This window comes from Mesorhizobium sp. M7A.F.Ca.US.006.01.1.1 (assembly GCF_003997935.1).
GTDB lineage: Bacteria > Pseudomonadota > Alphaproteobacteria > Rhizobiales > Rhizobiaceae > Mesorhizobium.
This window is the reverse complement of sequence record NZ_RZQL01000067.1, coordinates 1-20,025: the sequence shown is the minus strand read 5'-3', so window position 1 is coordinate 20,025 and position 20,025 is coordinate 1. Positions and strand designations below refer to the sequence as shown.

Annotated in this window: 19 protein-coding genes and 1 pseudogene; 12 read left to right on the top strand and 8 right to left on the bottom strand. The window is 62.6% G+C overall.

Annotated elements, in window-relative coordinates:
- Positions 1-14: 14 nt before the first annotated feature.
- Positions 15-1,034 (top strand): chemotaxis response regulator protein-glutamate methylesterase, encoded by a 1,020-nt coding sequence (locus EN943_RS14050; RefSeq protein ID WP_013525364.1) that lies wholly within the window; start codon positions 15-17, stop codon positions 1,032-1,034.
- Positions 1,035-1,098: 64 nt separating this feature from the next.
- Entirely contained in the window at positions 1,099-2,052 is a 954-nt protein-coding gene (locus EN943_RS14045; RefSeq protein WP_275954888.1) for a PleD family two-component system response regulator, read from the top strand.
- A 286-nt stretch (positions 2,053-2,338) separates the two neighbouring features.
- Here the strand turns inward: EN943_RS14045 and EN943_RS14040 are convergent, their stop codons facing one another.
- The gene (locus EN943_RS14040) at positions 2,339-3,370 is read right to left on the bottom strand and encodes a helix-turn-helix domain-containing protein (RefSeq protein WP_024505318.1); all 1,032 of its coding nucleotides are present in this window, start codon (positions 3,368-3,370) and stop codon (positions 2,339-2,341) included.
- An 86-nt stretch (positions 3,371-3,456) separates the two neighbouring features.
- Between EN943_RS14040 and EN943_RS37645 the strand changes: the two genes are divergently transcribed.
- From EN943_RS37645 to EN943_RS38340, 3 genes are all read left to right on the top strand, one after another.
- A complete protein-coding gene (locus tag EN943_RS37645) occupies positions 3,457-3,987 on the top strand; it encodes an FAD-dependent oxidoreductase (protein WP_164778190.1) in 531 nt (176 codons plus the stop codon).
- Positions 3,988-4,109: 122 nt separating this feature from the next.
- Entirely contained in the window at positions 4,110-4,655 is a 546-nt protein-coding gene (locus EN943_RS37640; RefSeq protein WP_164778189.1) for a BBE domain-containing protein, read from the top strand.
- A gap of 229 nt (positions 4,656-4,884) precedes the next feature.
- On the top strand, positions 4,885-5,166 hold the full coding sequence (locus EN943_RS38340; protein WP_245265406.1) for a winged helix-turn-helix domain-containing protein: 282 nt from the start codon (positions 4,885-4,887) through the stop codon (positions 5,164-5,166).
- Positions 5,167-5,374: 208 nt separating this feature from the next.
- Here the strand turns inward: EN943_RS38340 and EN943_RS38335 are convergent, their stop codons facing one another.
- A complete protein-coding gene (locus EN943_RS38335) occupies positions 5,375-5,632 on the bottom strand; it encodes a hypothetical protein (protein ID WP_013525360.1) in 258 nt (85 codons plus the stop codon).
- A 122-nt stretch (positions 5,633-5,754) separates the two neighbouring features.
- On the opposite strand from EN943_RS38335, the gene EN943_RS14020 reads away from it, so the two are divergent.
- A complete protein-coding gene (locus EN943_RS14020; protein WP_063170503.1) occupies positions 5,755-7,254 on the top strand; it encodes a winged helix-turn-helix domain-containing tetratricopeptide repeat protein in 1,500 nt (499 codons plus the stop codon).
- Positions 7,255-7,990: 736 nt separating this feature from the next.
- Here EN943_RS14020 and EN943_RS14015 read toward each other — a convergent pair.
- A complete protein-coding gene (locus EN943_RS14015; protein WP_024505323.1) occupies positions 7,991-8,389 on the bottom strand; it encodes a M24 family metallopeptidase in 399 nt (132 codons plus the stop codon).
- Positions 8,390-8,575: 186 nt separating this feature from the next.
- Between EN943_RS14015 and asnB the strand changes: the two genes are divergently transcribed.
- The 4 genes from asnB to nadE are packed head-to-tail and all read left to right on the top strand — an operon-like array spanning position 8,576 to position 13,378.
- Positions 8,576-10,513 (top strand): asparagine synthase (glutamine-hydrolyzing), encoded by a 1,938-nt coding sequence (gene asnB / locus EN943_RS14010; RefSeq protein ID WP_127413021.1) that lies wholly within the window; start codon positions 8,576-8,578, stop codon positions 10,511-10,513.
- A 23-nt stretch (positions 10,514-10,536) separates the two neighbouring features.
- Positions 10,537-10,803 carry an acyl carrier protein gene (locus tag EN943_RS14005; protein WP_013525356.1) on the top strand — a complete coding sequence of 89 codons (267 nt, stop codon included), beginning with the start codon at positions 10,537-10,539 and terminating at the stop codon, positions 10,801-10,803.
- 26 nt (positions 10,804-10,829) lie between these two features.
- Positions 10,830-12,374, top strand: coding sequence for a class I adenylate-forming enzyme family protein (locus EN943_RS14000; protein ID WP_127413020.1), 1,545 nt, complete (start codon positions 10,830-10,832; stop codon positions 12,372-12,374).
- Positions 12,371-13,378, top strand: a complete 1,008-nt coding sequence (gene nadE, locus EN943_RS13995; protein WP_127413019.1) for an NAD(+) synthase — start codon at positions 12,371-12,373, stop codon at positions 13,376-13,378. Before EN943_RS14000 ends, nadE begins: the two co-directional genes overlap by 4 nt.
- A 48-nt stretch (positions 13,379-13,426) precedes the next feature.
- Here the strand turns inward: nadE and EN943_RS13990 are convergent, their stop codons facing one another.
- On the bottom strand, positions 13,427-14,542 hold the full coding sequence (locus EN943_RS13990) for a hypothetical protein (RefSeq protein WP_127413018.1): 1,116 nt from the start codon (positions 14,540-14,542) through the stop codon (positions 13,427-13,429).
- The gene (locus EN943_RS13985) at positions 14,539-15,207 is read right to left on the bottom strand and encodes a HemK/PrmC family methyltransferase (protein ID WP_245475847.1); all 669 of its coding nucleotides are present in this window, start codon (positions 15,205-15,207) and stop codon (positions 14,539-14,541) included. Before EN943_RS13985 ends, EN943_RS13990 begins: the two co-directional genes overlap by 4 nt.
- Positions 15,208-15,657: 450 nt before the next feature.
- Between EN943_RS13985 and EN943_RS13980 the strand changes: the two are divergent.
- Both EN943_RS13980 and EN943_RS13975 read left to right on the top strand, forming a co-directional pair.
- A pseudogene (locus tag EN943_RS13980) lies at positions 15,658-15,962 on the top strand (nucleotidyltransferase); the annotation flags it as partial.
- A 202-nt stretch (positions 15,963-16,164) separates the two neighbouring features.
- On the top strand, positions 16,165-16,449 hold the full coding sequence (locus EN943_RS13975; protein ID WP_063170508.1) for an Hpt domain-containing protein: 285 nt from the start codon (positions 16,165-16,167) through the stop codon (positions 16,447-16,449).
- Between the two features lie 15 nt (positions 16,450-16,464).
- Here the strand turns inward: EN943_RS13975 and EN943_RS13970 are convergent, their stop codons facing one another.
- From EN943_RS13970 to EN943_RS13960, 3 genes are all read right to left on the bottom strand, one after another.
- Positions 16,465-17,889: a glycosyltransferase family 2 protein gene (locus EN943_RS13970; protein WP_013525350.1), complete on the bottom strand. Its 1,425-nt coding sequence runs from the start codon at positions 17,887-17,889 to the stop codon at positions 16,465-16,467.
- Complete coding sequence (locus tag EN943_RS13965) at positions 17,889-18,926, bottom strand: HEAT repeat domain-containing protein (protein WP_127413016.1); 1,038 nt, start codon at positions 18,924-18,926, stop codon at positions 17,889-17,891. Before EN943_RS13965 ends, EN943_RS13970 begins: the two co-directional genes overlap by 1 nt.
- Positions 18,927-18,928: 2 nt before the next feature.
- Positions 18,929-20,025 (bottom strand): YaiO family outer membrane beta-barrel protein (locus EN943_RS13960; protein WP_127413015.1); only part of this gene is annotated, 1,097 nt, incomplete at its 5' end.

Below are 20,025 nucleotides of genomic sequence, written 5' to 3'. Positions count from 1 at the left end.
TTGGAAGCCAACGAATGAGAATCGGCGTAGTCAACGACATGCCGATGGCGGTTGAGCTTCTGCGCCGGCTGGTCTTGTCGACCGGCGAACATCAGGTCGCATGGGTCGCGACCAATGGGCGTGAGGCGGTCGAGGTCTGCAGACGTGATCTGCCGGATCTGATACTCATGGATCTAGCGATGCCAGAGATGGACGGCGTGGAAGCGACGCGCAGAATCATGGCGGAAACCCCGTGCTCAATCTTGCTGGTGACCGCCAGTATCGAAGCCAACCTCGCCGGTGTCTACGAAGCAATGGGTCATGGCGCGCTTGACGCGGTCGATATTCCGTCAGTAGGCATCGAAGGTAACGCGTCCTCGCAATCCGCACGGCTTCTAACGAACAAGATTGCGACGATCGGCAAGCTGATCGGTGATGCGCCGGCCAAGACAAAAAGGCGGATGTCACGTGACGCTGAGCCGACACCTCGACGCTTAATTGCAATCGGCGCCTCCGCGGGCGGGCCGGCCGCCGTTGCCGCAGTCCTGAGTGCGTTTCCCGTTGATTTTGACGGCGCGATCGTGCTCGTCCAGCATCTCGATGCTCAGTTCGTGCCGGGGCTTACTGATTGGCTGGGACAGCATACGCCTCTCCCGATCCGTCCGGCGCGGGAAAAGGATAGTCCTCAAGCGGGCACTGTTCTCGTAGCCAGTTCTGCGGATCATCTGGTTTTCAAATCAGCTCAGCAACTTGGCTATACGCCCAGCCCCAAGGACAATGTTTATCGGCCGTCCGTGGATGTGTTCTTCGAAAGTGCGGCGCAATGGTGGCCTGGCTCGGTGATTGGTGTCCTGCTCACAGGCATGGGCAGAGATGGTGCGCGCGGGCTAAGACAGCTCCGCGACAAGGGGCATCTCACAATCGCGCAGGATAGAGCAACGAGTGCCGTCTATGGCATGCCGAAGGCCGCTGCCGACATCGGCGCGGCTGTTGATATTCTTCCTTTGAGTGCGATCGGCTCACGTATAATCGAAGCCTGCGAACGCTCCACGTGAAAGGGCTCGTCAGATGACGCAAGAACCAGAGCTGGTCCCGCCACTCGCAGATAACTATTCATCCATGGTTCTGCTCATCGATGATCAGATCATGGTTTGCGAGGCGGTCAGGCGTGCTTTAGCCAACGAGCCCGATATTTCCTTACACTTCTGCACCGACCCGTTGAGAGCAATGACAGTCGCGGATGAGGTAAAGCCAACCGTTATCCTGCAGGATCTCGTCATGCCCGGCGTCGATGGGCTGCATCTGGTGCGAGAATACAGGAAGCATGCGTCGACGCGCGCGGTCCCAGTCATTGTGCTGTCGAGCAAGGAAGATCCAGCCACCAAGGGTGAAGCCTTCGCTGCGGGAGCGAACGACTATCTCGTCAAACTGCCGGATCGTATCGAGCTGATTGCACGTATTCGATATCACACGCGGGCTTATCTGGATCACGTCCAGCGAGACGCGGCATACCGAGCGCTGAGGGAAAGCCAGCGACAGCTGATCGGTGCAAATCTCGAGCTTGAACGTCTGACGCGGATCGATGGCCTGACGGGCCTCGGCAACAGGCGCTATTTTGATGAATATCTGGCGGCCGAATGGAAGCGCGCTTTTCGCGCACAGTCCCCATTGTCGCTGTTGATGATTGATGCCGACAACTTCAAACGATACAACGATACCTATGGCCATATGGCCGGCGATGAGGTGCTCAAGCAAATCGCCCGCGTAATCCAGAGCGGTTCCGGCCGCTCCACCGACCTAGCTGCGCGGTACGGAGGCGAAGAGTTCGTGGTCGTGCTGGTCGACACTTTACTGGAACAATCCAGTGCGATCGCAGAGCGGCTCGTCCAGGGCGTGCGGGAGTTGAACATACCCCACGGCCCGGATCGTGTGACCATCAGCGTCGGGGTTGCAACAGCGGTGCCCACCGCGGACGAGACGCCAAATGATTTCGTCAATGCTGCCGATTTGGCCCTATTTCGTGCCAAATCGGAAGGACGAAATCGTGTCGCGGTTCATATGTCCCGCAGCTAGACAAGCTGAACGTACTTCTCAGGCTAAGATGGAACTTTCTGAGCGTACGTTGAACGCGCCTGGGCTCGCCCGGGCCTTCAAGAAGCTCTATGCCGACCAGCTCGCTTACTTTGCGGCTGGAGCTCGAACCCATCGTTAATGACCGCTGGGCGTCCGGTTCTGGGTGGGAACGTGCCGGTTCGCCTGATCGCTCGAATTTCTGCTTTTGGGATTCCGCTGGGGCCAGCTCAACGGCTGACTTGAGGCGCAAAGCGGAATATCGGCATCGCGCCGCGATGGTTGAGATTCAATCGCGGCTCAATGCTCGCCGGAGAGCACCGAAGCGAATGCGATATTGCGCCGGCGTCACCCCGACCTTGCGGCGGAAGAGACGCCCGAAAAAACTCGCATCCTCATAGCCGACTTCACTCGCCACCGCTTCGACCGGGAGATCGCCGGTCTCCAGCATCTGCTTGGCTTGCTCGAGCCTGAGCGCGTGGATGTAGTCGATTGCCTTCATTTCCGTGGCCTTGGCGAAGCGGCGCACGAAGGAGCGCTCGGACAGGCCTGACAACTTGGTCATGGCGGCGACGGGCGAGGGCGTCCGGTAGTTGCCTTCGGCCCATTTCTGGCAGCGGTTGATCACCGCGTCGTCGGTCTGGCGAAAGCGCATCAGCGCGGCGAAGGGCTGTTGGCCCATGTCGTGCCACTGCAGCATGTAGACCTTGGCGACCTGCATCGCCTCCTTGAGGCTGACGAAGCGCGCGATCAGATAGAGGGCGAGATCCTCCCAGCTCGAGCCGCCCCCGGCCATGACGATGCGGTGGGCCTCGCCGGTCAGCACGAGTGACTGGCCCGGCTTCACCTTAACGCCGGGATAGTTGTTCGTGAGCGTCTCGACATAGCCCCAGTGAATGGTGGCATCGCGATTGTCGAGTAGCCCGGCCTCGCCGAGCAGCACCGCGCCCGAACAAGCGCTGGCCAGCATGGCGCCGTCGTCATGCGCTCGCTTCAGCCATGCGGCTTCGGCGTCATACTGCCCGGCGACGCTTTCTCCCGGATTGACGAAGAAATCTGGAATACAGACGATGTCGGGTGGCGGGCAATCGGCAAGGCTGTGATCTGGGCGCATCCAGATGCCGTTTGCAGCGCGAAACGGGCTGCCGTCCCCAGCAACCACATAGGGCCGCATGCGCGGCGTGCCCGCCGCACCGCTGGTTATGAACAGGAAATCCCTGCCGGGCGAGGAAAACAGGTCGAACATGCCGTAGATCGTGGAGGCGGTAGCCTCCGGAACGGCAAGGATCGCCACATTCAATGGGCCGATCTGTTCAACCATGGCAGAAATGACCGCCTTTCAGCATTTTCGACTTTAGCGGCCCTGCCCGCGCCGCGCTAGCGTGTGTGAAACGAGGAGACCGCCACATGGCCGCCACCGCTACCCTTGCAGCATCGAGCATCGAAAGCTTCCGTTCCATCATGCGCGGCGAGCTGCTGGAGCCGTCGAGCCCATCCTATGACACGACGCGGATCGTCTGGAACGGCATGATCGACCGACGTCCCGCTCTCATCGCGCGCTGCCGGAGTTTTGCCGATGTCGAGGCGTCGGTGAATTTCGCGCGCGAAGAGCGGCTGGCGATCGCGATCCGCTCCGGAGGCCACAATGTTGCAGGCTACGCCGTCTGCGACGGCGGCCTGATGATCGACATGTCGCTGATGAATGGCGTGCGGGTCGCGCCCGGCCTCGATCGTGTCTTCGTCGAGGGCGGCGCTATTTGGGCCGATGTCGATGCGGCCACCACCCCGCTTGGTCGCGCCACGCCGGGCGGCCTGATTTCGGCGACGGGCGTTGCCGGCCTGACTCTTTCCGGCGGCATCGGCTGGCTGCGCGGCAGCCACGGCCTCAGCGTCGACAATCTGCTGGCGGCCGATCTGAGACCGCACCCGATCGCCTGAGCGGCCTAGCGGAATTCTCCACGCTGCCGAACGATCCCTCGATTCCCGAGCGTGCAAGGGGCCGGCGCGTCCTGGCGCTTGCGCATGTCTATGACGGACTGGCCGACGAGGGCGAGCGGGTCGTGGCGCCCTTACGCAGTTTTGGAGCACCGCTTGTCGATTTCAGCGGCCGCATGCCGTATCGCACCATCCAGTCGCTCTATGACGGCCTGTTCCCGAAAGGCCGCGACCGTTGCTACTGGAAATCCACCTACCTCTCGCGCCTCGACGACGAGGTCATCGGGGAGATCACCGCGCGGATGGCGAAGCGGCCCTCCGAAATGACCTTCGCCTCGATCTGGAAGTTCGGCGGTTTCGTCCAGCGCGTTGCAGCCGATGCCACTGCCTTCGGTGACCGGTCCATGCCCTTCATGCTCAGCCTCGATGCCATCTGGCCAGGCGCTGATGAGGACGACGCGAACATCAGCTGGGTTCGCAGCTTCTGGCAGGACGTGCAGCGCTACTCGACCGGGCGCCTCTATCTGAACTTCCCCGGCCATGGCGAAGGAGCGGACCTCGTACGCGACGCCTTGGGAGCCGAAGCCTATGGGAGGCTCGCCAAGATCAAGCACAGATACGATCCGGACAATCTGTTCCGCCTCAACCAGAACATCCTGCCAATGCACTAACGCACAATTCAAGTCGGCGTACGGTAGCGACTCTCGCCTGGGCATTTGCCAAGTCACGAACGGCTTACGATCATTCGCCGAAATCCGAGCTCCCCGCACGCGCTGGATGATGATCAGTCTTCGCAGCGCGAAACCGTGCTAGTATTGGACTGCGGCTTCGTGCTTGAGGGGAACCGGCTTGAATAGCTCGCCGCCTACAACGTTCGTACTCAACGGCGTAACCGCCGACGTGAGTAGGGAGACCTTGCGCGACCAATTCAACAGGACAATCGCAGTTCGCCACCAGACCTTCGCGGTATTTCGCCACCTTCTGGAGAACGCTGATCGCGTCATCACCAAGGACGAGTTGATGACGGCGGTCTGGAACGGGCTAGCCGTCACCGATGACAGCCTGGTCCAATGCATTCACGAGATCCGTGCGGCGCTCACGACAGTCGCCAGGCCGTCGTGCAGACAGTGCCGACGCGCGGTTACAGGTTGGTCCTTCCCTCAAATGCCGGACCAAGAATGATTACAATTCTGGCGGCAGAATTGGCCGCCGAGGTCCGGCCGGCAGGCCAGGATGAGCGGAGCATTGCTGCACCTACCACGGCCTACAGGCAGGTCCTTGATCGGCTACTGATAGAACATGCCGGTCGTGTCTTTGCGGCGTCGATGAGACAGTACTTGCGGAGTTTGCTGGCCCTGTGCAGACAATCGTTCACAGCTATGGATGCAAATCACGCCTTCCAGAACGGCTTTTGAAGTTCCGCCTCGACGGCAGCCAGGGTGAGACCGACGTCGTCGATCCGCTGAGGCCCATCTTCCGCCAGTCGCTTCAGTTCCTCGCGATAGTACTTGCGCTCGCGCCAGACCGCGACCAGGCCGCGCAGGGCGAAGAGTCTCGCCCAGACCGATACCGGTTCAGTCGTCCACGTCGGCTGTTCGCTCCAGAGAGACTGGTAGAGTCTTGAGGTAAGAGAAAGCTGCGTGCTCATTTGGCTCGTCCTTTCTTGGTGCTGCTAAAATCGATAACGCTACTTTGGCGGACGAGCGGACCTGCGTACTAAAGCGCGGCCGAAACTGTTCCGAAAAATTCCGAAACGTTTAATATGGCGGGATGCAACGGGTTCACCTCACCTTTGGTCCGTTCGTGCTCGACCCTGAGAAGGGGACGCTCCTGCGACATGAAATACCGATCTCCATCGGGCATCGCGGCATCACGCTGCTCGCCACGCTTGCGGCCCGGCCCGGCGACATCCTGACCAAGGCCGAGCTGATGGAAGCTGCCTGGCCGGGCCTAGCGGTCGAGGAAAGCAATCTCACCGTCCAGATTGCGACGCTGAGGAAGGCGCTCGGCCCCACCGACCAAGGTGGCGACTGGATCGCCACCGTGCCTCGCGTCGGCTACCGCTTCACCGCGCCTGTCGAGCGCGTGGAAGGTTCAGTGCAGCGACCAATCGCGCCGTCCGGCAAACCCACCATTGCCGTGCTGCCCTTCGCCAATTTGAGCGGCGATCAGGACCAGCATTATCTGAGCGACGGCATCACCGAAGATATCATCACTGAACTGGCGCGTTACCGGTCGCTCGTGGTGATCGCGCGTAATTCATCTTTTCAGTTTCGTGGGCCAGCGCCGGAGGGCGCGGAAGTCCACCGGCAACTCGGCGCGCGCTACCTCGTCGAGGGCAGCGTGCGACGGCTCGGGAGCCGTATCCGGATCACGGCGCAGCTGATCGACGGGGCCAGCGGCTTCCATTTGTGGGCTCAACGCTACGACAGGGCGCTTGAGGACATCTTTTCGGTTCAGGAGGAGGTGGCGGCCCTCGTGGCTTCAACCGTCCAAGGCGCCGCCGAGGCAGATGCGACTAGCCGCTCGCGGCGAACGCCGCCGGCCGATTGGGCCGCCTACGACTACTACTTGCAGGGTCGCGCGCACTACCATCAGTATGAAATGGACAAGGGCGAATCCATGTTTACCCGGAGCGCCGAACTCGATCCGACTTTTGCTCAAGGGCATGCCTATCTAGCGCAGTGCCTGGTTGCGCGATTCTGGTACGACCGCGATCCTCGTACGCTGCAAAGTGCCTTGCGGTCTGCGCGCACAGCGCTCCTGCTCGACCGGAATGACGGCATCTGCAACCAGAGCATGGGTCTCGTGCTTGTACATATGCGCCAGCATGGGGATGCCGGACTGCATTTCCAGCAGGCCCGTACGCTCAATCCGCACGACGTCAACATTGCCGGAGACTATGCAAGCTGGCTCAACTACGGCGGCCAGCCTCAGCAGTCCTTGGCGGTCCTCGAAAGGGCCATACTGCTCGACCCGTTGCCCCCGGTCTGGTTCTGGGAGGTGAAGGGAAGCGCGCTCTTCCTGCTCGGCCGATACGCCGACGCCATCGACGCTTATCGGAAGGCCGGCGACCAGTTCTTCATCCATGCCTTTCTCGCGGCGGCCTACGCCCATCTAGGCGAGATGGAAAACGCGCATGTCGCAGTCGAAGCCACACTGAGGCTGCAACCGGACCTCTCGCTTGGCTACCTTGCCCACCTTCCCTTCGCAGACCCATCTTCCTTCGAACACTTCCTCTCCGGCTTCAGAAAGGCCGGCTTTTTATAGGATCCAGCCGGTCCGACAACTCATCGCCGCAGTTGCGTGCATGTGAGCAGTAAGAAGGACGACGGCAATGACAATCGACAGGACAACCTCCCATACTGTTGGAACCTGACATACGGGGTCATTGCTGGATCAGGCCCGTCGTCCAGCAACGCAGTCATGTTACCTTTGGCAGACCGTCCGCTTTCGGGCGAAGGTAAAGTTTGCCGAACTCCGAGATCAGGCGCATTGCTGCCGCCAGCCGGCAACCGCTGCGAGGGTGAGGAAGGACAATGGGATTGTGCCTGGCGCCAGGTCGCTCGCATCAGAAGAAAGACCCGCCATGTGGAAGCTGCCGGACCCGATCATCACGGTCGGGCGTCACGGCATCCTGTTCGGGACCGCCATACTCCCATGAGTGTCAGCGACGGCTGGTTTCGACCTTCGGCAACAATATCTGGTTCGTCCTCGTGCATGTAAAACTGGAAGAAACGCGCAGTCGCGACGTTCTCTACATTGCGGTACTTGACATGGACTCGATATCGCTCGCGCAGTATCCTCTCGGCTTGACGCGTGTCCACGGTGCCCGGAATGTCAGGCGCACGCGTGAGTTCACCAAGTGGGTTCTCTCGCTACCCGGCAGTGAGGCAGCCTCGCCTGGTCCGCTCGGATTGCTACCAATACCAGCTGTGTTTTGGGCATGCGTTTGAGGGCAAGTCTTCAGAGCCTCGCCGGACAGGTGGAAATGAGCTCGGTGCGATCAGGATGGACAATTGTGCTCGAACTTGACATAGCCGACGTCTTCGCGGCCCGCCATGCACTCGACGGCGATGGCCATCCCGGCTCCAACCTTGAAGCTGTTATCTGGCACTAACCATGGTCCGCCCCAGCCCAGTCCGAAGGAATGGCCATAGATTGGGTAGCCGCAAAAAATTCCGCGGCCGTCAAGAACATCGAGGACTGCCTTGTACAGATCGCTTGCCGTTACGCCAAGGCGGCATGCGGCCACGCCTGCCTCAATTCCGGCAATGGCACCGTCGTAGATTTCATTCTGCCGCGCGGACCACTTTCCCCGACAACGACAGACCTTGAGAAGTCCCAGACCTAGCCCTCGACAGAAGGCGATGAGGGCCTGCCCCTCAGACCCCGTGAACATCATGCGAACACGACGCCAAAAGCTTCATTGCCCTCATCTCGCGGCAGATCCAATGCTCACGCAAGGAATCAGCCGTCGGCGGCCGCTCAAAATTTACCATTCTCATGAATAGTCCCAAATATTTAACACCTACCGATATCTTGGCGGCTATAGTCCGGGCCGCGCTGGTGGACTTGGAAATATCTCGGCATGTGCGGTTTTAGCGGCTATTTCGGCACTGTCCGGGATGGGAGGGCGCTCCTTGAAAGGATGACGGCTGCCATTGCGCATCGCGGCCCCGATGAGCAGGGGTTCTTCACCACAAAGGCGGCCGGCCTCGGCCATGCGCGGCTGTCCATCGTCGGTCTCGGGGACGGCCAGCAGCCGATGTCCGATGCGACGGGCGATCTGGCGATCGCCTTCAACGGCGAGATCTTCAACTATGTGGAATTGCGCGAGCAGCTTCGCGCGAAAGGCCGCCATTTCCGGACAACCAGCGACACCGAAGTGATCCTGCATCTCTATGACGAGATGGGGGAGGATTGCGTCTCCGCGCTCAACGGCGATTTCGCCTTTGCGCTCTGGGACGGCCGCCGCCGCCGCATGGTTCTGACGCGCGACCGCATGGGGGTCCGGCCGCTCTTCTATACAAGGCAGGGCGAACGGCTTTACTTCGCCTCGGAGGTCAAGGCGCTCCTCCAGGCCCCGGGCGTCGCGGCCGAGATTGATCCGGTCGCACTCGACCAGATCTTCACGCTCTGGGCCCCGATCGCGCCGCGCACGCCCTTCCGCAACATCTACGAGATCGAACCCGCAAGCCTGATGATCGTGCAAGAGGGCAGCGTCTCGACCCGGCCCTACTGGAGTCTGGAGTATCCCGACCGGGACACGCCGCCCCGGCAGGGGGACGAGCGTGCCGCGGCCGAGGAACTGCGCGCCCTCCTGACGGAGGCGACCCGCATGCGCATGCGCGCCGATGTGCCAGTCGGCGCCTATCTGTCTGGCGGCCTCGATTCCTCCATCACATCGGCGCTGGCGGCGGGCATGGCGCCGGGTGGTTTCAGGACCTTCTCGGTCACCTTCGATAGCGCCGAACATGACGAGAGCCCCTTCCAGCTCGAGATGGCCCGCGCGCTCGGCACGCATCACAGCGCCGTCGCCTGCGGGGAAGGCGATATCGCCGCCGTCTTCCCCGACGTAATCCGTTTCACGGAGCGGCCGATCCTGCGCACTGCCCCTGCCCCGCTCTACAAGCTCTCGAGCCTCGTGCGCGAGGCCGGTTTGAAAGTGGTGCTGACGGGCGAAGGCGCCGACGAAGTCTTTGCCGGCTACGATATTTTCAAGGAGGCCAGGGTTCGGCGCTTTTGCGGGAGACAGCCCGGCTCCCGCATCCGGCCGCATCTGTTCCGCAAGCTCTACCCCTATCTTCCGGGCCTAAGGCAGCAATCGGCCGAGTACCTGTTCTCCTTCTTCGGGGCTAGCGGCGCGACGCTTGACGATCCGCTGTTCTCCCATCGGCCGAGGTTCGACGGCACGGCGGCGACGAAGCTGTTCTACTCGGGCGATCTGCGTGCCACATTGTCCGGATATGACGCCGCCGAGGAGCTCGCCGCGCGGCTGCCCGAGGCGTTCGCCCGCTGGCATCCCTTGCACCAGGCGCAATATCTGGAAGCCCGCTTCCTTCTCCCTGGCTATATCCTGTCCAGCCAGGGCGACCGCATGGCGATGGCCCACGGCATCGAGGGCCGCTTTCCCTTCCTCGACCATCATCTGGTCGAGTTTGCCGCCGGCCTTCCTCCCGAGATGAAGCTGAAGGGGCTCGTGGAGAAGCATATTCTGCGGGAGGCGACCAAAGACCTGCTGCCGGCCGCCATCGGCCGGCGGACCAAGCAGCCCTATCGCGCACCGGATAGCCAGTCCTTCGTTGGGCCGGGCACGAGGGACTATGTCCAGTCGGCCCTGGGCGACGCCGCAGTCAGCGCCGGCGGGCTCTTCAATCCGAAGGCAGTGGCAAAACTACATGAGAAATGCAGCCGCCAGCCGGCCTCCGGCTTTCGCGACAACGCGGCCTTTGTCGGCATCCTGTCGACGCAGCTGTGGCTGACGACTTTCACCGGCACAGGCATTTGCAACGCAAAGGCCGCCTGACACCACCAAGGAAAGCGAACGACATGACCGATACGATCCAAGACGCAGTGAAGGCCTTTGTCATAGAGAACTTCCTGTTCGGCGACACCACCCACGCCCTCGCCGATACGGACTCGCTGATCGAGAACGGCATCATCGATTCGACCGGCGTTCTGGAACTGGTGGCCTTTATCGAGGACCATTGCGGAATCACAGTTGCGGACGCCGATATCGTGCCGGCCAACCTCGATTCACTGGCGCGCATCACGGCCTTCATCACAGCGAAGACCGCATCGCTCGTCGCGGCGTGACGGCTGGCAGCGGAAGACCCGAGCTCATGCGGGTCGAGCAATTCCTCATCACGAACGCGGCCGCGCATGGCGCGAAGACGGCGCTTGTCACCGACCGGAAGCGGTTGCGCTATGACGAGCTCGACGATCTGTCGAACCGGCTTGCGACCGCTCTCGCCGAGAATGGCGTGCAGCGCGGCGACCGCGTGATCGTCTTCATGGACAATTGCTGGGAAGCCGCCGTCTCGATCTTCGCGGTTCTCAAGGCGGGCGCGACCTTCAGCCCGATCAACGCCTCCACCAAGGCCGACAAGCTCGCTTATGTCATCGACGATTGCGAGGCTGCGGCGATCCTGACTCAGGCCAAGCTGATGCCTGTCGTGATCCAGGCGCGTGCGCTGTCGGACCGGCCGTTCTTCGTCGCGTCGACGCAAGCGCCATCCAGCCATACGCCGGATGGCGCTGCCTCCTTCGAGGATTGTCTCAAGGTCGCGCCCGTGCCCATTCGCCATGGCGGGATCGATATCGACCTCGCCATGCTGATCTACACCTCGGGCTCCACCGGCCGCCCCAAGGGCGTGATGATGACGCATCGCAATATCGATGCCGCGGCCGAATCCATCACGACCTATCTGCGCAACACCCGTGACGACATCATCCTCAATGTCCTGCCCCTGGCTTTCGACTACGGCCTCTATCAGCTGCTGATGGCGACGAAGCTCGGCGCGACCCTCGTCCTCGAAAAATCATTCGCCTTTCCGCAGGCCATTTTCGAGCGCATCCGCGCCGAGAAGGTCACCGGTTTCCCGCTGGTGCCGACGATGGCGGCGCTGATCCTGCAGATGCGCGATTTGGCGCCGGGTTTCCTGCCGAGCCTTCGCTATATCTCGAACACCGCCGCCGCCCTGCCGCCGGTGCATATCGCCCGGCTGCGCGAGCTGTTCCCCGGCGTACGGCTCTTTTCCATGTACGGTCTGACGGAATGCAAGCGCTGCACCTACCTGCCCCCGGAGGAGCTGGACCGCCGGCCGGGTTCCGTCGGCATCGCTATTCCCAACACGGAAGCGATCGTCGTCGACGATGAGGGCAACCGCATGCCACCGGGCGTGGCGGGCGAGTTGGTCATCCGCGGCCCGCATGTCATGCAGGGCTATTGGCGCAACGACGTGGCCACGGAGCAGATGCTGCGTCCCGGGCCGCATCCCTGGGAAAGGCGGCTCCACACCGGTGACCTGTTCCGGACGGACGAGGACGGCTTCCTTTATTTCGTTGGCCGCAAGGACGACATCATCAAGACGCGCGGCGAAAAGGTCGCCCCGAAGGAAGTCGAAACTGTGCTGCACGCCCATCCAGGCATCGTGGAAGCCGTGGTGACCGGCGTGCCGGATCCGGTGCTCGGCCACGCCATTGCCGCTCTCGTCGTTCTCTCGGACGAGACCCTGAGCGAGCGGGACATCATTCGCTACTGCGCCGTTCATCTCGAGGATTTCATGGTGCCGAAGCTCATCGAGTTCCGCCGCGAGTTGCCGAAGACCGACACCGGAAAGGTCAGCCGAAGGCTGGCGGCCGAAACGTTGGGGACTGCACAATGAATCTCTCCCTCGCCCCGAGCCGTCCCGCCTTCTCGGCCGACGCGCTGACGCTCGACAACGCAGCGGAAACCGATCGCATCGTCGCCGGGTTGCGCGAGCAGCTACGCGGCATGCGCAAGCGCGGGCTCGTGCTCGGCCTCTCTGGCGGCATCGATTCCAGCGTCTCGGTCGCGCTCGCCGCCCGAGCCGTCGGCGCGAAGAACGTCTTCTGCCTGTTCATGCCGGAAAGCGACTCCGATCCCGACAGCCTCCGCCTCGGCCGGCTGGCCGCCGAAACCTTTGGCGTCGAAGCGATCGTGGAGGATATCGGCCCGACGCTGCACGCGATGGGTTGTTATCAGCGGCGGGATACCTTCATCCGCGAGCTGGTGCCGGAATACGGGCCGGGCTGGGCCTCAAAGATCGTCATCGCCAATTCGCTCGCCGGCGAGGGCTACAACATCTCCTCGCTGGTGGTGCAGGACCCCGAAGGCCGGCAGACGAAGCTGCGCATGTCGGCGGCGGTCTATCTCGGCATCGTCGCCGCCACCAACATGAAGCAGCGCACGCGCAAACAGATCGAGTACTATCACGCCGACCGGCTGAATTTCGCCGTGCTCGGCACGCCGAACCGGCTCGAATACGACCAAGGCTTCTTCGTGAAGAATGGCGACGGCGCGGCTGACGTCAAACCGATCGCCCATCTCTACAAGAGCCAAGTCTATGCGCTTGCCGCCCATCTCGGCATTCCCGAGGAAATCTGCCGCAGGGCGCCGACGACCGACACCTATTCCCTCGAGCAGACGCAGGAAGAGTTCTACTTCTCCCTGCCCTATGACCGCATGGATATTTGCCTCTTCGGCCTGAATAACGGCCTTTCAGCCGCGGAGGTCGGCGCCGCCGCGAAGCTGACTGCGGTCGAGGTCGAACGCGTCTGGGCCGATATCGCCGCCAAGCGCCGGGCGACGCGCCATCTGCACCTTGGCCCGCAGCTCGTCCGCCCCGTCGAGGAAATCGCCAGCTGAGATCGGCGCGACCATCGGGATTACGTCGCCGCGCGGGCAAATGACGGCCTATTCGAACTGCTCCCCGGCCAAGCGATTCCAGCGCTCGCCGGCCAGCCCGTTGAAGAAGCCTTGCGAGCTCAGAAACGCGTTCACCAGCTCCTCGTCGCGCGAATGCACCACGGTCGAGGCCGGTTGAGTGAAGGCGACCCGCCGGCCCAGCATCGCTGCGAGCAGAGCGGGTTGCGTCCGGCCGCGCAGGCCGGCGGCGCCGCGCCGCGCCGCATCGCCAATCAAGCAGTCGACGACGGAACCAGCTTGCCCCGGCAGGGCCAGAACCTGCAGCACGCGCGCCATCCTGCCCGGGCGGGTGTGATAGAGGAAGGCGCCGACCAGCGCCCCGCTGGGGGAGGAGACGGACGCGAACACGGCATCACCATAGTCCGGCTTCTGGGAAGCCTCCGCGAGGATATGCGCAAGCTGCTCGGCGCTCCAGTCGGGGCGGAGCGGGAACTGCCGCGTCAACGGGTCCAAAAGAGCCGCAAAACCGGCTTGATCGATTTCGGCTACCTTGAGGCCGCCCTTGCCATTCCAGAGTTCCGGGACCCCGGACCAGCGCATCTCGTTCTGCTGCATCCGTCCGCGAAGATAGCGATCGAGTCCGCGCGCGAGCGGGTCAAGCAAGCGCACGGCGCCGGCTCGCCGCGAGGCTAGATCGAGCAGGAAGGCCGAAGGCCGGATGACCCGGATCCAGTCCAGGCTGTATTGCGGCAGGGCGACCCCGCGCAGTTTCGTCCACATCTGCGTCGAGAGGGCATTTGCGGTTTCGCTGAAGGAGATGTCCTGCGGCCCGGCCAGGAATGTCCTGAGCAGCCTTGCGCCGGCCATCGGGTCGTTCGCCCGCGGTTCGACCATGAGCGAACCACAGATGGCGGCGCGCAGCTTGCACTGGCCATGCCTCATCGGCAGCACATTTACGCCGACAAAGCCTGAAATGTCGCCTTCGCTCGCAATATGGACGAGAGACGCGATCTCCGGATCGCAGACCGGGCCTTCGAGATAGTGCCAGCGCAGATAAGTCTCGAGCGCCGGAGGCGGCGGCTTGCCACCGTCCCGGAAGGTTCTTTGAAAGAGCCCGGCGACGGCCGGAATATCCGCAGCCTGCAGGGGACGAATCTGGCTCATGCCAAACTCGCGGAGGATGAGATCGCGGGCGAACCGTTCCCAAGCTTGCGGAGGAGTGCGACACGCGGCATTCCGACCTCATCCTTGGCGAATGTCACGGGTTCATAGACCTTGGCTCTGGCTATCAGGGCAGCCACCTGGCGGTCCTGCCCCTGCCCGAACTCGAACAGCAGCCAGCCATCAGGCTTGAGGAAATCGGTTGCGTCCCGGATCAGCCGCTGTTGGATCGAGATGCCGTAAGGCCCCCCGTCGAAGGCCTCGCGCGGCTCGCCCTCAAGCAGATGCGCGCTCTCGCCTTCGAGGCGCGCGGTCGAGATATAGGGCGGATTGCAGACAATCATGTCCGCTGCGCCGATAAGCCCATCGCCCTCCAGCGCACCGAACAGATCCCCTTTCCGGATGGTGACCCGGTCCTGAAGGGCCAAGCGTTCGGCATTGCTCCGGGCGAGCGCGACCGTGCTGTCAGTCACGTCCACCCCCCAGACGCGGGCCGACGGAACTTCCGCGGCGATCGCCAGAGCAAGGTTGCCGGAGCCGCAGCACATGTCGATCACCATCGGGCCGGGCGCGCGATCGCCAAGAATCGCAAGCGCCCTCTGTCCGAGCAACTCCGTTTCCTGACGCGGCACGAGAACGCCCGGAGCCAGTTCGAGCATCACGCTCATGAAACGATGCAGGCGGGGCGTAGAACGGCCGGCTAGGGCTGCTGCTCTGTGCGGCACGGCGGTTCCTTACGTCATCCGACAGTATTGCATACACAGGACCTATCGCGCTCCGGTAAACGGCTGCTAAAGATATCGCCGCCGATACTGCGCAGCGCACCAACTCGGCCATATAGATGCGGCGTTGGTGCGCGGATATGAAATCGAACGCATTTCGGTCTTTGAAGTTGCCGATTGTAGCTGCCGGACTTGATGTCGGACAGACTCCGGGCGTGCGCACGCCAGCATGCGGTTGAGTACCGCTGCAACCGACGGCAACCTCGGTCTGCTGAGCGGCGAACGAATGAGCCAGCAAGCTCCACATACTTCAATTGCGTCTGCCCGGGGAGGCAGTCTGTGGATTCGAGGCGTAGTCTCGGCTAAGCATACCCGATGGACGACAGATCCTCGTTTATGAAATCCAGCATCGACCATCTCCCGCCGCCAAAGCAGCGCGAGCTGACAAGAACGGTGGAGGTGCTGCTTGAGGAGTTCGACGACGCGCTGAAGGCTGGTGATGGTGAACAATCGCAAGCTGACCGATTTCGCCGGCTATTGGCAGTCTGCGGCCGACCGCCTGATGCGTGAATGGAGACACCCGTCAGCGTCACCGTCCACTCCCGCCGGGAGGTGAACACTGCACTCAGGGAAGGTCAGTACTTCTTTGTCGACATCCGCCGTGAGGGAATCGTCTCTACGAGCTCGACGGGGAGCCGGTCACTATTCCAGTTCCTACAGGCCCCGTGGAGGCCTTTCGGATGGGAAGGGACTATTTTGCGGGCCGCCTGCCCCAAGCAAGAACGTTCGCTGAGAGTGCGGAGTTCTTCGCCGGCAAGGGCAGACAAGAGAGAGCCTTCGTTTCACTCCACCGAATTCTATGCTTGAATGTCTCTGAAACCTGGTCGCAGAGCGCCTCCCACTTTGAACGATCCCTTCGCCCCCCTACGGCAACGTTTCCTGGCCAGGTGCGCCGCTCAACTGGCGGAGTTGAAGGCGGCGCGGCACACAGTCCTTTTGAAGGGTTCCAACGCCTCACTGATTGCGACCGCGCACTCGCTCGCCGGAGCCGCGGGAACGTTCGGGTTTGCGGAGATCAGCGTACAGGCATCGGCGCTGGAAACACTGCTGATCGAGCAGCCGGATGACGGGGCCGTGCATGCCGCACTCGACGGGCTTATCGAACAGCTCGAGCATACGTTGAAGTGACTTAACCGAAAGGGCTCACTTCTTAGGTCCAGTCAGGCCGGTCCTGGTCATCTCGCCCCAGCTCTGGTCGGCGCGTAGATACTGCCACCAGCCCTTCACGCGCCATAAATTGTTGAGCTGGCGGTAGCCGAAGTTCTCGATCACTGCCACGGCCGTGAGCACGGCGAGGTCCCGCGCGCGCGGAAAACGCTGAAGCTCGGCTTCTTCGAGGACCAGCGAACACACGCTCACGCAAACGCCGTAGGTGAAAACCAGCGATGTGAACGCCAAGAGATACTCGGTCGAAAGAATGCCGAGCAGCCAAAAGGTCGGAATGAGCACATAGCCTAGGACTTCCGAAATCGGCCCCAGCACATCAACAACCAGTATGTGACCAAAGCCGAGGAAGCCAACACGCCCATAACGGGGGTTGAAGAGCATGGAGCGGTAACGGAAGAAGCATTCGAGCGCACCGCGCTGCCAGCGCGTGCGTTGTCTGGCAAGAACGCGGAGTGACTCGGGCGCTTCGGTCCAGCACACCGGCTCAGGAATGAACTGGATGCGGTATTTGCGTTTGGTGTCCATCATGTGACGATGCAGCTTGATCACAAGATCGAGGTCCTCACCCATCGACCCACCGGTGAAGCCGCCAACCGCTACCACTTCGGCGCGGCGGAACATGCCGAAGGCCCCGGACACCAGCATCAGCGTGTTGATGCGGCTCCAGGCAAGCCGCGCCATGAGAAAGGCCCGCAGATATTCGACCACCTGAAACAGGGGCAGCAGCCGGTTCGGCAGCCGGACCTCACGCACCCTGCCACCTTCGATCCTGGACCCGTTGGCGATCCGGATCGTGCCGCCCACAGCGATGGTGCGCTCTGGATCGTCGATGAAGGGCTGCGCGGCACGCATTAGCGCATCGGGCTCGAGGATGGAATCGCCGTCGATCACGCAAAACAGCGGCGCGCGGCAGACGTTGACGCCGGCATTCTGGGCATCGGCCTTGCCGCCATTTTCCTTATCAACCACAAACAGCCGTTCGGTCATCGGCGAGGAATAGAGACCGCGGATCGGCTTGTGCGTCAGGGCCTCCTCATAGGGCCGATGGAATTTCACAAGCTTGAAGCCTTCGATAAGGCGCTGCAGAGTCTGGTCCTTCGAGCCGTCGTTTATGACGATCACCTCGAAATTCGGATATTCAAGCGCCAGCATCGAGTGCACGCTCTCGACTACGTTCACTTCCTCATTGTAGGCGGGTACCAGGAGCGCGATTGGCGGCGCGACGTCCCCATAACGGCGCCACAGCAGCGCCGAACGCGCGACTGGCGGGCGCTTGGACAGCGCGTAGGCGGCAATAATAAGCTGCAGCAGGTATACCGCCGTCTGCGCCAGCCCTGCCCCAATGATGAACCAGGACAGGATGGAGGCACCCAGGACGATCTCTTGGCTCCAGTCGAACATCAGGCGGCCGGCCCCTCGGCAAGGATCAGCGAGGCGGTGCGCTGGCGGCGCGAGACCTCGCTTGTGGCGATCTCGCGCAGCACCTGCTCTCCCTTCTGGCCGAACGAGCGGAGCGCGTTGGCGGCGGCATAGCGCACAGTCCATGCCTCGTCGTCCATAAGCTGCGCGAGGGGCGCGGCGAGTTCAGACAGGCCGAGGCGGCCCGCCGCATTGGCAGCGTCTGCACGCACATTCCAGCCGCCAATTTCCATCGCCTTGGTCAGGATGGCCGTCGCATTGGGATGTCCGGTCAGCCCGAGTGCCCGCAATGCGGCTGCGGCAACCTCCGATGACGGATCGCCGGCCGCGCGGGCAAAGAAGTCGCCAAACCGGAACCCGCCGTTGCGGGCAAGTGCATCGATTGCGGCCGCTCTAATGAAAGGCACCGCGCCCTGAAGTCTGGCGTAATCCTCAAGTTCGTCGAGCCGCTTCGGCGGAAAGCGCCTGAAAAGCTCGATCAGGCGTCGCGAGCGCTGTCCCGCCACGCCGATCTTGCGCAGCGTTATGACGAGCGGCGGCAAGGCGCCGAGATCGCAGAGCGCGATCGCGACGGCGATCCTGACCTCGCGTGATCCGTCGCGGTCGAGTGCCGAAAGCAGGCTTGCCACTGCGTTTTCCGAACGCAGCGCCGCCAGCATCTCGGTCGCGTGGATGCGTTCGGCGGCGTTGCCTTTTTCCAGTTGGGTACTGACAAGCGCCGGCAGGCCACATTCGTTGAAGGCTGAGAGGAGCTCGTCGTGCTCCTCGCCGCGCAACAGCGAAATAAACTCGAAACCGGCATCGACCGCCACCCTCGCCGGCACCGCAAGCAGCGCCGTCTTCAATGCCTCGCGATCGCGATTTTCGGTGAAGGCGATCAGCGCCGTCAGAAGAAGGCGCCGCTGATCGGCGCCCGTCGTCCCCCGGCGCTCCTGCAATACCCGACGCACGATCAGTAGAAGCATGATCGCCAGGGAAAGGGCACTGAGCAGGATGGATAAGTGCCAGATGTACAACATGATCAGAACCGCGTGGTTAGGCCGAGCCCGAATATGGTTCGGTCGAATGTCGGGCGCTGCTCATGGGCGAGGCTGCCGCGCAGCGTCAGCGGATCGGTGGCGTCCCAGGAGATGCCGCCAAAGACGGTACGCGTCGGCACCAGCGTGCCGTCGGAGATCTCGGGGGCATCTGCATAACCACCAAAAACGTTGACGGCCGGGGTGACTGCAAGATCGGCCCGCAGCACATAGCCATCGGCGCGTGTGCCGATATCGTCGGCTGCGTGAACCCAACGGGCCGAAAGCCCCAGCCGGCCGTCCAGGACATAGGCCTGCACCCAGGGCGAGATTGTGGTGACCTCGGCGGTGACGAAATTGTCATAGCGAGCATCGATGTTGAGCGAGAACGGACCGAGCGCTTTCGCGGGCGCCATGATCTGCCACGAAGCGCCGGCGCCGATCGAATATCGGGCCAGGAAATCGGCATCCGGCGTCGCCGCTGCCAGCACATAGGCCGAAACCGTCGGCGAAAAGGCCTGGTCGATGCGGCCGTCGATCTGAACATCGGTGCGACCGTAGCGGGTCGCCATCCGGGTGTGGCTTGAAATGGTTGTCTGCGGGGTGAGTTGATAGGCAAGGCCAACCGAACTGTCGGTCCAGTCGCCAAGCCCCTCGGTGAGATCGCTGACTTCGCTGCCCAGATCGAGTCGCCATTTGCGCGGCGGCGGCGCAGCCAGCCTTTGCACGATATCGGCAGAGCCCGGCTCGATGGCGAGCGCTTGGCGGTAGGCTTCCCGCGCGGCGAAGTCGTCGCCACGCGCCCGGCGCAGGTCGCCGATCCCCACCAGCGCCTCGGCATTGTGCGAATCTACCGCCAGCACCCGCTGAAAAGACTGCTCGGCCCGCGTGTAATCCTGCTCGAGCAGGGAAATTCGCGCGTCGAGAGCCATCGCCTCGACATTGTCAGGCGCGGTGCCAAGCACATCATCGATCATCGCGCGAGCGCGCGGCACGTCGCCCTGCCAGATCGCCAGGCGCACCTTGCCGAGGCGGGCACCGAGAAGGCGGGGCCTAATGGCCAGCGCCTGGTCGAAGAACTGCCCGGCATGGGCGAATTTCT